General features: G+C 39.1%; 15 protein-coding genes. 10 read left to right on the forward strand and 5 right to left on the reverse strand.

All coding sequences use genetic code 11. From position 1 onward, the window contains the following. Positions 1-10: 10 nt before the first annotated feature. From KO513_RS13560 to KO513_RS13580, 5 genes are all read left to right on the forward strand, one after another. Positions 11-730: a DUF547 domain-containing protein gene (locus KO513_RS13560; RefSeq protein ID WP_215913805.1), complete on the forward strand. Its 720-nt coding sequence runs from the start codon at positions 11-13 to the stop codon at positions 728-730. A 30-nt stretch (positions 731-760) separates the two neighbouring features. After that, positions 761-1,651 carry a hypothetical protein gene (locus KO513_RS13565; protein WP_215913806.1) on the forward strand — a complete coding sequence of 297 codons (891 nt, stop codon included), beginning with the start codon at positions 761-763 and terminating at the stop codon, positions 1,649-1,651. A 45-nt stretch (positions 1,652-1,696) separates the two neighbouring features. Then, the gene (locus tag KO513_RS13570; protein WP_215913807.1) at positions 1,697-2,698 is read left to right on the forward strand and encodes a glycoside hydrolase family 113; all 1,002 of its coding nucleotides are present in this window, start codon (positions 1,697-1,699) and stop codon (positions 2,696-2,698) included. A gap of 1 nt (position 2,699) precedes the next feature. Further along, positions 2,700-3,419 (forward strand): hypothetical protein, encoded by a 720-nt coding sequence (locus tag KO513_RS13575; RefSeq protein WP_252735799.1) that lies wholly within the window; start codon positions 2,700-2,702, stop codon positions 3,417-3,419. Positions 3,420-3,496: 77 nt separating this feature from the next. Next, positions 3,497-4,768 carry an outer membrane protein assembly factor gene (locus KO513_RS13580; RefSeq protein ID WP_215913808.1) on the forward strand — a complete coding sequence of 424 codons (1,272 nt, stop codon included), beginning with the start codon at positions 3,497-3,499 and terminating at the stop codon, positions 4,766-4,768. Here KO513_RS13580 and def read toward each other — a convergent pair whose 3' ends face one another. From def to KO513_RS13595, 3 genes are read right to left on the reverse strand one after another with little or no spacing between them, the layout of a single operon-like run. Further along, complete coding sequence (def, locus tag KO513_RS13585; RefSeq protein WP_215913809.1) at positions 4,769-5,299, reverse strand: peptide deformylase; 531 nt, start codon at positions 5,297-5,299, stop codon at positions 4,769-4,771. A gap of 10 nt (positions 5,300-5,309) precedes the next feature. Beyond that, positions 5,310-6,110 carry a DUF6503 family protein gene (locus KO513_RS13590; RefSeq protein WP_215913810.1) on the reverse strand — a complete coding sequence of 267 codons (801 nt, stop codon included), beginning with the start codon at positions 6,108-6,110 and terminating at the stop codon, positions 5,310-5,312. Between the two features lie 8 nt (positions 6,111-6,118). Continuing rightward, entirely contained in the window at positions 6,119-6,766 is a 648-nt protein-coding gene (locus KO513_RS13595; RefSeq protein WP_215913811.1) for a VOC family protein, read from the reverse strand. 136 nt (positions 6,767-6,902) lie between these two features. Between KO513_RS13595 and KO513_RS13600 the strand changes: the two genes are divergently transcribed. From KO513_RS13600 to KO513_RS13620, 5 genes are all read left to right on the forward strand, one after another. Then, the gene (locus KO513_RS13600) at positions 6,903-7,649 is read left to right on the forward strand and encodes an SDR family NAD(P)-dependent oxidoreductase (protein ID WP_215913812.1); all 747 of its coding nucleotides are present in this window, start codon (positions 6,903-6,905) and stop codon (positions 7,647-7,649) included. A 97-nt stretch (positions 7,650-7,746) separates the two neighbouring features. Beyond that, complete coding sequence (locus KO513_RS13605; RefSeq protein ID WP_215913813.1) at positions 7,747-8,049, forward strand: carboxymuconolactone decarboxylase family protein; 303 nt, start codon at positions 7,747-7,749, stop codon at positions 8,047-8,049. Between the two features lie 2 nt (positions 8,050-8,051). Beyond that, positions 8,052-9,095 (forward strand): flavin monoamine oxidase family protein, encoded by a 1,044-nt coding sequence (locus KO513_RS13610; protein WP_215913814.1) that lies wholly within the window; start codon positions 8,052-8,054, stop codon positions 9,093-9,095. Between the two features lie 60 nt (positions 9,096-9,155). Next, positions 9,156-10,037 carry a helix-turn-helix domain-containing protein gene (locus KO513_RS13615; RefSeq protein ID WP_215913815.1) on the forward strand — a complete coding sequence of 294 codons (882 nt, stop codon included), beginning with the start codon at positions 9,156-9,158 and terminating at the stop codon, positions 10,035-10,037. Between the two features lie 189 nt (positions 10,038-10,226). After that, entirely contained in the window at positions 10,227-11,297 is a 1,071-nt protein-coding gene (locus KO513_RS13620; RefSeq protein ID WP_215913816.1) for an N-acetylmuramoyl-L-alanine amidase family protein, read from the forward strand. Here the strand turns inward: KO513_RS13620 and KO513_RS13625 are convergent. After that, complete coding sequence (locus tag KO513_RS13625; RefSeq protein ID WP_215913817.1) at positions 11,294-11,998, reverse strand: TIGR04283 family arsenosugar biosynthesis glycosyltransferase; 705 nt, start codon at positions 11,996-11,998, stop codon at positions 11,294-11,296. The genes KO513_RS13620 and KO513_RS13625 overlap by 4 nt on opposite strands. After that, positions 11,985-12,755 (reverse strand): DUF547 domain-containing protein, encoded by a 771-nt coding sequence (locus tag KO513_RS13630; protein WP_215913818.1) that lies wholly within the window; start codon positions 12,753-12,755, stop codon positions 11,985-11,987. Before KO513_RS13630 ends, KO513_RS13625 begins: the two co-directional genes overlap by 14 nt. Between the last annotated feature and the right edge of the window lie 69 nt (positions 12,756-12,824).

Below are 12,824 nucleotides of genomic sequence, written 5' to 3' on the forward strand. Positions count from 1 at the left end.
CTATCAAATTATGAAATATTCAATCTTGGCTTTGGTATTTTCTTTAGCCACAATATCAGCCACTTTCGGACAAAGTACTGATGAATTTTTTAGCAAGGCAGATGCCTTTTTCAAAACTAATGTTACGAACGGCCGAGTTCATTATAAAGCAATTAAGGAAAACCCCGCAGATTTAAACGAATTGCTTGAGGCCGCAAAAAAAATCACGGTCGCACAGGCAAATGCCAAAGAGTATCAGGCGTTTTGGATCAATGGTTACAATTTATTGGTTATTAAAGGAATAGTTGATAGCTATCCGTTAAAATCGCCCATGGACGTTGGTGGTTTTTTTGATGGAAAAAAATATGAAATAGGAGGAAAGAAAACTACTCTTAATGATATTGAGAACAAATTGTTACGGGCAAAATTCCCTGCAGAACCACGTTTTCATTTTGTATTGGTATGTGGCGGTTTAGGATGTCCTCCTATAATTAGCAAAGCGTATAAGCCAAGTACTTTAGAGGCACAACTTGAAAAGCAGACCAAATTGGCATTGAACGATCCTAAGTTTATCCAATTAAATAAGAACAAAGTAAAAATTTCTCAGATTTTTGAATGGTATAAGGGAGACTTCACTCAAAATGGACAGAGCCTAGTAGACTTTATCAACAAGTATAAGTCTGAACAACTACCGGAAAAAACCAAGGTTTCATATTACCCATATGACTGGACCTTGAACGAAACAAAATAATAAGCAGCCTTAAATTTTAAACATAAACTTATGAAAACAATACAAAGAAATCTTTTTCTTTCAGGACTTCTTTTGGCTACTGCCATCGGATTTTCGCAAGAAGAAACAAATGATCAGGAACAAACGGTTCAAAGTAATATTCAACAGTATACACCGTCCAAATTAATTGGTAAGGGGCAAATAGACTTAAAATGGTTCAATAACCTCTATACCCAAACCAAAAGTACATTTAGTGATGGCAAGGAGCCCAGACAAACATTTTTTACTTCTACTCTAGAGGCGTATACCGGAGTTGGTGAAAACAAGCGTTGGAATGTGGGTGCTATTTTTGAATTCCGTTCCAATGTAATAGGAGATAGAGGCGCTCTGGATGTTTTTAAGTTTGATGGAGAGGATAACACAGCGCGTTCTGGTCTAACTTCAATAGCTCCATCGGTAAAATTCGTGCCTTTTAGGTCTATTAGTAATTTTTCCATTCAGAGTTCTTTCTTTATACCCTTGGTAGACAATGAAACCGAAAACGGTGTATTCTTGGATCAAAATGGATATATCTGGCAAAACCGATTTTTTTATGACTATACTTTTCCAGGCAATAAATGGCAGTTGTTCAGCGAATTGAATTCCGAACTGAGTTTTGGTGATAAGGAGGATAGCTTTGCCAACAATAGCTTGAACATTACACCGGGCATATTTTTAAGTTATTTCCCTAGTTCTAAATTTACAGTTTTGGCGCTGGCGCAGCATTCGCAACGTTTGGATTTGGGTAACGATTTTGCTCAAGACTTTACCGCTTTAGGAGGAGGGGCCAAGTATCAGTTAACAAATGCGCTTAATCTTGAAGCCTTATATACAAACTTCGTAAGAGGGAGTAATACGGGGCTCGGGCAAACCTTTAATTTAGGTTTGAGGGCCATTTTCTAAGAGGTAATCATAAATACTGTATTTTAGGGGTCTTAATAACGATACATGCGTAGATTAGGACTCCTTTTTTTATGTCTACTTCAGTTCTCTTGCTCTAGTCAAGTCAAGAAAAAGATTAACGGAGTTAGCTTTGTGGCCTCTAGAAACCAAGTTCTGCAAGAACATATAGATGATGTAAAGGAGGTTTATGCCAACCATGCGGCTATTATGCCTTTTGGCTTTATTAGAGATGTGGCCTCTCCAGAAATTGTCTTCAATACGGAACGCCAGTGGTTTGGAGAAACCAACAAGGGAGCAAAGCAATATATAGACATGCTTCATAAAAATGGCATCAAGACCATGGTTAAACCGCAGATTTGGATTTGGCGTGGCGAATTTACGGGCACCTTACACATGAATTCCGAAGAAGATTGGAAAAAGCTAGAGGTGGCTTATGATAAATTTATCTTGGCCAATGCTAAAATGGCCCAAGAAACCCAATCTGAAATCTTTTGTATTGGTACCGAGCTTGAAAAATTCGTAACCAATAGACCGGAATATTGGCATGAACTAATTGGTAAGATCAGGGCTGTTTACGATGGTAAACTTACTTATGCGGCCAACTGGGACGAATATTCCAGAGTTCCTTTTTGGAAAGATTTGGATTATATAGGAATTGATGCGTATTTTCCGCTGTCGGAAGAAAAAACACCGTCCGTAGAGGCGTTGCGAGAAGGATGGAAACGGTGGAAAACTGATATTGCAGCACTTTCTGAGAAAGTGGATCATCCTGTTTTGTTTACGGAATTTGGGTATAGAAGTATGGATTACACCGCCCATAAACCGTGGTTGGTAGATAAAAATGAAGATGAAGTAAACTTAGTGGCCCAAGTAAATGCTAAAAAAGCCATCTTTGAGGAATTTTGGAACGAAGAATGGTTTGCCGGAGGATATGTTTGGAAGTGGTTTATAGACCATAAGAAATCCGGAGGGGAGAAAGACAATAGATTTACACCGCAGAATAAACCGGCACAAGAAATAATTAAAGAGGTATATAAAAAATATTGATATGCGTTCAGTCATTTTTTTTATTCTAGTGATGGTAGCCGTAGGTTGCTCATCCGATTTAGAAAATCAAGATGCAACATTGCAGGATGCCCTAAACAACAAGACACCGGTTGTTGATAACGTTATTGCCTGCGCAGCCAGTAATGAAAATGATGATTTGGTAAGTGTATTCTTTTATCCAAGGGAAGGTGTTACCAACATTAGATACTACGAAACGGAAGATACTTCTATCTCAAAAACCGATTATGACCAATATTACCGATTGGAAATCCCTGCGTTTGATGTCTTTAACGGCTATTTAAAAAAGTTTGAAGTTGCGGTTGCAGAAGAACGATGGGTGATTGTCAGCTTTGAAGAAGATGGAAAAATACATCTGTCCAACCCCATTAGGTTAAAACAACTTTCCAAGCCAACAGAGTATGTTTCTAAAAATATAAAGGTAGGTTCCCTGGAAACCGGAAAACGTTTGTTTACTTGGGAGGATGGGAAGTATACGGACTCCAAAATTTATTTTCAAGTTGTATCGGATGATGCCGGCAATTTGCTGTCCGGTACGTATACCTTCGAAAACAATTTTCAATACTATGACCTGGACAATGTAGTTTTGAATATTACAAATGATACCCCACCGGCCTTGAAAGCAGAAGCTGATTATACTTTTACTTTAATGGCAGTGAGTGAAGATAATTGGGTGAACCTTTTTTCGGAAATAGAGTTTTGATCTACGGCTATTGCCCATGATTTGGGATGTAGCTAAGAAAGGATATAATTGCGTTAGCAGTCTGATTATATAAAAGAATGACTATAAGAATACTTCTGTTCTTTATAATTGTATTAAATGGATGGTTCTCTCTGGCGCAAGAAGGAACGGTGGTAAGTGTTCAGGTTGAAGGGGCTAAACGAACAAAAGTAGCGTACTTAAAAAGTTTGGTTACCCTAAAGTCCGGTATGGAGTTGGATTCTCTTCTTTTGGACGAGGACATTTCCAGACTAAGACGGCTTCCGTTAATATCCCATGCTTATTATAATGTTTTTCCATCCACTGAAGGCAATACAGGATATAAAGTGGTTTATAATGTAGAGGAGAATTTTACGTTAATTCCTTTTGCCAACCTTTTTTCATCCTCCAATGATGCTTTTGCCTTTAGGGTAGGTCTACAGGAATTCAACTTTTTGGGAAGGGGAATAACCCTTGGAGGCTTTTATCAATACGATGTTTTTAATTCGTATGGAGTGGCCGTTCGGGCTCCGCATCTGTTCAGTAGAACTACTGGTTTATCTTTAAGTTATAACGATTTTACAACTCAGGAACCCGTTTTTTTTGATGGAACAACCGCAGATTATAGGTATAACAATCGCGGTTTTGAGGTAATGGGCTTACACGAATTCAATTTTAAAAATCGAATAGAATTTGGGGGAAGTCTTTTTACAGAAGATTACAAGTACCTGTCCGGGGCAACCAGCAATAGCGTACCCAGGGCTTTAAGGGTAGATAAACATCTTTTTAAACTCATTTACAATTACGAAAACATAAAGTACTATTTCTATTTTTTAGATGGATTTAGAAGCACCTTGAATTTTCAATATGTAGGGAGTGAAGATTCCAGTTTGCCCGAGTTTTTAATTGGGTTTAACGATTTTGTTTACTTTAAGCGTGTTGGTGAAAAGGGCAATTGGGCCAACCGGCTCCGTTTAGGATTGGCAAGTAATGTAAATACGCCTTTTGCGCCCTTTACGGTAGACAATAATTTAAACATACGGGGTGTTGGTAATACCATAGACCGGGGAACCGGTGCTATTGTTTTTAATACGGAATACCGTCATACCCTCATAGAAGAAAATTGGTTTGTGCTACAGAGCAATGTTTTTGTTGATGGTGGGTCGTGGCGTAATCCTGGGGGTAGTTTTAGTGATTTTTCCCATAAACGTAACATCCGTATTTATCCAGGAGTGGGCCTTAGGTTCATGCATAAGCGCATCTTCAATGCCATTTTTAGAATTGACTATGGGTATGGTATTACCAAGGATGCTTCTAGAGGACTTGTTTTTGGGATTGGTCAGTACTTCTGATCAAACATTCCAATACTTGTCGTACTCTTCTTGAAAGGTTAAAGTTTTCATGTTGGGCATACGGTCAATTAATAAGATGCCGTTAAGGTGGTCCAATTCATGTTGGGCTACTATGGCGGAGAAATCATCTAGAACCCTTTCAAACTTCTCACCGTTGGAATCGTATCCGCTCAATTTTACTTTCTTGTAGCGCTTTAATCTGCCACGTATTCCGGGTATGGACAAGCATCCTTCCCACCCTTCTACTTCTTCCGAAGAAAGAGGTTCGATCTCCGGGTTTATCACTGTGGTAAGTGAAAAAGAACCTTTGTCCGGGTAACGATCGTTCTTCTTCATTTCCATAGCAAAGACCCTTTTGAGAACTCCAACCTGGATTGCGGCAATACCGGCGCCACTTTCCGCACGCATGGTTTCTACAAGGTCTGCTAAAAATTTTTGAAAATCGGGAGAGGTTATTTCTTTTGGTTCCACCGCTTGGGACACCTTCCTAAGTAAAGGGTTGCCCATTTTTATAACTTCAAGAACAGCCATGTTTTCTGTTTTATTGGGCTAAATTTACAACGTTCTCCGTTTCTATTTTTGAAAGTTCTTCTAATTTTCCTTTCTCATATAAAACAGGCAATTCGGTTAATGGGGTGCCAACAGCTGCCTTGTAGTTGATGTAGTCTTGAAATATGATACCATCTACTGTTCTACTATTGTAGGCGCTTCTAAACCTAACACCACCACCGTTCGTTGCATATTTGTAGGCTAGGTAATCTACGGTTTTTGAATTTTTGTTGATCCAATACATAAAGACATCGTCATAATCAGTACCACCTCCCTTTTGGTCAAAAGTTACCTGAACGGCTTTGTAATCCTCGCCGTTAATTTTTATCTCCTCCTTGTAGGTTTTATTTACCGCCTTGTCACTTAATTTATGGGGAAGGGTGGCAAAATAGATCACTGAATTTAAAGCTTCTTTATACTTGTCATTGTCCTTTGGGGAAAGTGACACCGGCTGGCCGTTTACGCTACGCACTAATTTCCCGTTTTCAAGAAAGTCTATGGTGTCTCCTACTGATGCGGTATAGGTGTATTTGTTGCCATCATTCTTAAAAGTGTATTCTTTGTTCCGAAAGGTAAAGCCATAATGAGCTATGTTGTAGGCATTGCCCCCATGGGCAATTATCGCTTCTAGCACTAAAATCTCGGCCTCGTCAGGTTCTTCCCTTTGGGTAGAGGGGTCAGTGGAGTAGCTGGTTTTTACAACAGATTCTTCTTTTTTTTCTTTTTCCTTGGACTTGCACGAAAAGAATCCCATTAAAACTGATGCAACAATAAGATAAGAGGTGATTTTCATATGCGGTATTAAATTTCTACTATTCCCTTTGGGCTTTGTATAATGGCTTTTAAACTCATGTTTTCATTGGGCTCGATCCGTAAATTTACATTTAAGGTTTTGAGCGTATTGCTGAGTAGGTCGGGGTTTGGGTGTGTACCATACAGTTCAATTAACTTACACCCCATATTGGGCAAAGCATCATGGGGGTGTGTTTCTGTTTGACTCCAATCTACCATAAACGGAATTAACTCAATTTCTGGTGTGGCAAGGGGTAAAATTAGTTGCCATTTTAATAACGTCCCGTCTGCTGTATTCCTACTTCCGGCTTTTATATACCCCATTTTGCTATGGTAATCCTTTAATAAACTGGCGTCTTTTTCAAGCTGGTCGGATTTAATGGCCCAACGGGTAATTTGGTCCTTTGTAAGCATATCTACGCCCATCCATCTTGGAGGAGGTATACTTTTGTTGTTATCATCTGCAGCCAATAGTTCTAAATACGTACCATTGTCTAAATTGATCAAGGCATTTTTAGTGCCTTGGGTGCTATGGTATCCTCCAAAAATAGCGGTAACGCCTAGCTTATTTTTCAAGGTGATGATTGCCGAGTCCAAATCCCGTACAGTGTAGACAATGTGGTCCAGTATCCTAGGCTTGTAAGTGTTTCCGCTCATATGTATAAAGATATTTTAAATAGGGAAAGGTAGGGCATATGTTTCCGAAAATTACCATGGATTCTCCGGAATGTGCCGTTCTTGACCAGAGAACCTAAATACCTTTGTTCCAAAGAAAAATCTAAAAATAAATACTATGAAAAGAGCATTAATAATTGGAGGTAGTAGCGGAATTGGGAAAGCAACGGCACAAAAGCTGTTAAGTGATGGTGTAGAGGTACACGTTGTTGGAACAAATCCGGAAAAACTAGCGGCTTTTAAAGAAGAAGCTACGGGAGATTTAACGACCCATAAAGTAGATATTACCAATGCAACCGAATTGGACAGTTTAAATGCAGAAATAAGCGGTTGGGATAATTTAGATTACCTAGTGAACGCTTCGGGTATTTTTAGACCAAAACCATTTTTGGATCACACTGTGGCAGACTACAATTCATATATGGATTTGAACAGAGGGTTCTATTTCATTACACAGAATGTAGCTAGAAAGATGGCAGCCACAGGTGGTGGGTCTATTGTAAATGTAGGCTCTATGTGGGCTAAGCAGGCAGTGAAAGCTACGCCTTCAACGGCATATTCTATGCAGAAAGCAGGTTTACATTCCTTAACGCAACATTTGGCCATGGAGTTGGCAGATTCTAAGATCCGAGTGAATGCCGTTTCTCCAGCAGTGGTTCAAACTCCTGTTTATGACAGTGTTTTTGGAGGGCAGGAAGAAGCGCACGAAGCTTTGCAAGGTTTCCACGGTTTTCATCCTATTGGGCGATACGGAAAACCGGAAGATGTAGCCAATACCATCTCTTTTTTACTTTCTGATAAGGCTTCGTGGGTAACGGGAGCTATTTGGGACACGGATGGCGGTGTAATGTCTGGAAGAAACTAAGTTTGTTAACCATTGATGGATGATGGAAACGGTTTGTTGTCTCAAAGGAAACATACGAATTGCTTCACCCTCTTCTATTTTTAAAATACGTAAAGTTATGTACGACATGAAGAATCTAGAGAAGTTAAAAGCTCTAGGGAAAGGATCAGAAAAGGCAATGAAGGCTTTTTGGGCTTTTGATCAAGCTGCTCTAGCAGAAGGTGCCATACCAAAAAAGTATAAAGAGTTGATGGCAGTTGCTGTAGCTTTGACAACACAATGTCCTTATTGTCTTGAAATACATAAGGATGCGGCAATAGCGGCAGGTGCTACGGAAGAAGAGTTGGCAGAAGTTACTATGGTTTCCGCGGCATTAAGAGCAGGAGCTGCAGTGGTGCACGGAACACATTTAATGAAGTAAGTTTGAAAGAGAATTTTTCTAAATATATCATAATAGGAGCGGGGCTCTCAGGTCTAACATCGGCTTATAAATTATTCGGCAAGGGTGTAAGTGGTTTTAGAGTGTTAGAATCACGAGATCGTATTGGGGGGCGCATTTTAACCCAAAACGGGATTGATTTTGGTGCTACTTGGTTCCAGACACATCATGAAGCGGTAATTGAGCTTTTAAATGAGCTGGGTATAGAAAAGTACCATCAATATAATAAAGGGAAGAGCGTATTGGTCTATAGCACCATGGCACCCGAACATTATTTTGAGAATGACCCGAACACCCCAGCTGCCTATCGTATTAAGGGAAATTCGCAAGCTTTGATTCAGGCATTAGCTAAACCTGTGTTAGACAAAATACAGACCAATACTAATGTTTTAAGCATTTCAGAAACAGAAGACGGAGTACGGGTAGAAACCAACAAAGGAGTATTTTATGGAGAGAAGGTTATTGTTACCATTCCGCCTAAAATAGCTACCCGTATTTCCTTTTCTCCTGAATTACCTGTTGAGGTTGGAGCTGTAATGGATAAGACCCATACCTGGATGAGCAATGCCATAAAAGTGGGGTTGACATTTAAAGAGCCATTTTGGCGAAACAAGAATTTTTCAGGGATGGTTATTGGTCAAGTGGGTGCCGTTACGGAATTGTACGATCACAATGATGCGGAGAATTCACATTTTGCCCTAATGGGCTTTGTAAATGAAGGGCTAAGAGATACTTCCGAAGAAAATAGAAAACAACGGATTCTAGACTACTTATCTAAATACTTAGGGGCCGAAGTTTTGAATTACCTTACTTATGAAGAAAAAGATTGGTCTAAAGATAGACATACTTCTTGCGAGACTATAAAGTCTATTTATATGAGTCCGTCTTACGGGAACCCTGTTTTTACCAAAAGCTATTTGAACGGAAAACTTTGGTTTTCAGGTGCGGAGACTTCCCTTGTTCACGGTGGCTATATGGATGGTGCCATTATTAGTGGCATTAACGCGGCACAAAAAATTATGGGGTAGTCGTTAGTGTTCTGTTTCTTTTGCGACCAAGGATTCGTAAACCACTACCAACCCCAATCAATGCAACGTTCGAAAACAAAAATTGAACAGTACCATCTGCATAAAATGCATCCGCGTAAGCTTCAATTTGAGTTGTACGATTTAAATACATATAGGAAAAAAAGTGGCGATTTGGCCGCTATACCCCATTCCCATAGCTATTATCAGATTATCTGGTTTTTTAATGAAGGAGGCACGCATGTGGTAGATTTTAAGCGGTATGCCATTAAAAAGAATACCCTGCTCTTTGTAACTAAGGACCAAGTACATGCATTTGATGAAAATGAAGAAGTTCAAGGTTGGCTTATTCATTTTAATGAAAGTTTTTTTAAGCATACAGATGTGGACATGTTTCTTAAATTCAACATATTCCATATGTTGGAAAAACCTTGCTATACTATTGAGGGCGATACCGTAACCCTGGCTTCAACCTATATTTCTCTTATTAAAACTGAATTAAAGGAGCGAAATCGTTTTGGTTACGAAGACAGTATCCGTTTTTTGCTGAAGGCTTTTTTGATACAGCTAGAACGTTTTCACCAAGAGGACGCTCAAAATCCCATACAGCTTAACAGTCTTTATGAACGGCAGTTTTTCGATTTTAAGGAGTTGGTGGAGGCTAATTTTAAAGAGGGACTTTCAGTGGTTGAATATGCCCGTATTTTAAATATTTCGTCCAAAACATTAGCTACTTTAACAAATGCGGTAGTAGGGAGGTCGCCATCTCAAGTCATTGCCGAAAGAACTATATTGGAGGCCAAAAGACTGGTGCGGTTTACTACATTGCAGATTAATGAAATAGCGTTTCGTTTGGGGTTTGAGGATGCTTCTTATTTTGTAAAGTATTTCAAAAGGCACATAGGTCAGTCCCCTAAAAGTTATCGTCAAAGTCAACTTACCTAAAAAGAGAAGAAAAGGTGTACTGTTGAAGAAATGGTTAACTAAATTCTTTAAAGCCTTCTTGTTTTATCCCTTGGTTCTTTAATTTTGTACCGCATTCCAATAATTTTAGGCATTGTTTTTGATTTTTAGAGAAAGAACCACTTTCTTGGTGAAATAGATACATTTTGGTTTTTTGATACAGTTTGTTTAATGGTTTATAGTTTTTCTTCTCGCTTAAAAGTAGCGGTATTTCTGGTTGCCGCAGGTTTTACAATGTCGTCTTTCGCTCAGGATACGATACAGACGGTTGTTGCCGAAAAAGGCGATGGTATACTTTCCTTATTAAGAAAACAAGGGGTAAACCCATATGATCATTATGATGATTTTATCTCAATGAATATTGAAAACCTTAGGGACAGTGTTCATTTGTATGCGGGTAGAACTTACAAAATACCTTCTGCGGACTTGGATACGGTTGATGTTGTAGATTCCATTCAAAGAAAGACCAAGGAAATTAAAAAAATAGAAGGTAAGAATTACGCCATCTTTGGTAAAGACCATGAAACGGTACTGCCTAAGACCGAGAAGTTGAAGGGAGCAGTCTATTATTTGGTTTCTGGCCATGGTGGGCCGGACCCTGGAGCAATGGCAACTTATGGTGGTAAATCTATTGCTGAAGATGAGTATGCGTATGACATAACGTTGCGTTTGGCCAAAGAACTATTGTCCCATGGGGCTACTGTTTATATTATTATTAGGGATGAAAACGATGGGATTAGGGATGAACGTGTTCTAGAAATAGATCATGATGAAGTGGCCTACCCTAACAAAACCATTCCTTTGAACCAAGTGGCCCGTTTAAAACAACGGGTAAATATCGTAAACGATTTATATAGACAAAATAGGGGTAAATACCAACGCCTTATAGTTACCCATATAGACAGCCGTAGCGTAGGGCAGAATATAGACGTGTTTTTCTACCATCATGAAAAGAGCAAGAACGGTAAAAAACTGGCGGAAAGTATCCATAAGACTTTTCAGAAAAAATATAAAAAATATCAGCCTAACCGCACTTATTCGGGAACTTTTCAAGACCGGACTTCTTTGTATTTAGTAAAGAAGACGCACCCGGCAATGACTTTTATAGAGGTGGGGAACATTAGAAACAAGAAAGATCAGAGGCGTATATTGGATCCTGAAAACCGTCAGGCTTTGGCCAAATGGATAAGTGAAGGAATTCTTCTAGATCATGAGTTAGGGGAAATAGGCCCTATCCGCTAAATCGAAATTTTTCTTTTGTAATAGTCGTACAGTTGCTCTGGTCCGGCACCCAAGTAGTTTTTTAAATGCATCATTCCAAAATGATACTGTAGCCTGAGCATGCCTCTTTCTTCGTATCTTCTTGCTGAGGTCTTTACGTGGCGAGGCAAAACTTTAAAGAATGCGCTTTTGTATAAGCGGCCTATAAATTCATTGTCCTCATAGACTACATACGCCTCATTAAACCCACCCGAATTGGTGAAAAGGGATTTTGTGATGAATAAAGATTGGTCTCCACCTCTGCATAATTTGTGGTTAACACGGGTAAACCAGGCAAAGAAGTTCAAGAATTTACTGTCACTGTCAAACTTCATTTGAAAACAACCCGTTTTGTAACCATCCGCTATGGCATTTAGTATTGAAACATCAAAATCCTTTGGGGGGAAAGTATCGGCGTGTAAAAAGTAAAGTATGTCTCCATAAGCGTGTTTGGCACCATAATTTAATTGTTTGGCCCTTCCTTTTGCGGAGGTTATAACTCTAGCGCCATTACGCTCTGCGAGGGCAACGGTAGTGTCCGTGCTTCCCCCGTCTACTATCAATATTTCTTTGATGTTGTTAGAGGAGCTATTTTCGGTTAGGTGATTGAGCATTTGGACAATGCCATGAGCTTCGTTCAATACCGGAATAATAATGCTTATTTGAAGTCTATTTTTTTTCATTTAAACTCCAATCGTAGGTAAGGTATTTTATGTTGGCTTTTTGGTCTATGTCTGTATGGCTATAGTTTTTGATATAGTCGATAAGGTTCCCGTTTTCGGTAAAATCTTTTTTGTACCACTTAAAGATGTTGGAAAGCTGTAGCTTTTCTTTTGAGATGATATTTCTTGTAGGGTCGTTTACAAAGTCTTTTGACGCCTGCTGAAGTTGGTTCTCAAGTTTTTGGGCTGTATAGGCCTCGTTAAGCAATTTTGGACATGAGAAAGAAGCGCAGTTAATGGCAAAGTGAATTCTGGGCTCATCCATTTTACGAAGTATTTTATGCTCAATATCGCCAAGAGAATAACTTTCATCACCAATTTTCACCCATTCTTTTCCCCACGGGTCTTTTATGTCTTTTATGCTTTTGGTAGGGTAGTTGTTCAGAATTAACTGTACCGTAGCGGCATTATAAAGGTTGATGTAATAAGCCAGCCCCTCTTCTTTGGTCCAATTTTCGGAAGGAACCGAATCCGCCAGATAATCTAGATAAGCGGTTAATGTGGCTTGGTCTGTCTTAAAAGCTTTATAGTCTACATTTCCCGTAAGATCTACATGTTTCTTTAAAAGGGTGTTCCAAGCGGAGTGGTCTAAAGTTTTGCTCTGCTCGTTACCGGAAAAATGGTGTTGAGGCATTTCTCTCCCTCCAAAAAAAGAAAAAAGTCCAGCAAAGGAGAAAATTGATAACACTGCCATTTTAGCCATTAGTTTAAATTGCATGCTTCTAAGGTTTCTCAATAAGTAGCTCCTAGATGCAAAAACTTACATATAGGAGCTTATTGGTTTCTT

This window comes from Zobellia sp. B3R18, from assembly GCF_018860715.1.
Classification (GTDB): domain Bacteria; phylum Bacteroidota; class Bacteroidia; order Flavobacteriales; family Flavobacteriaceae; genus Zobellia; species Zobellia russellii.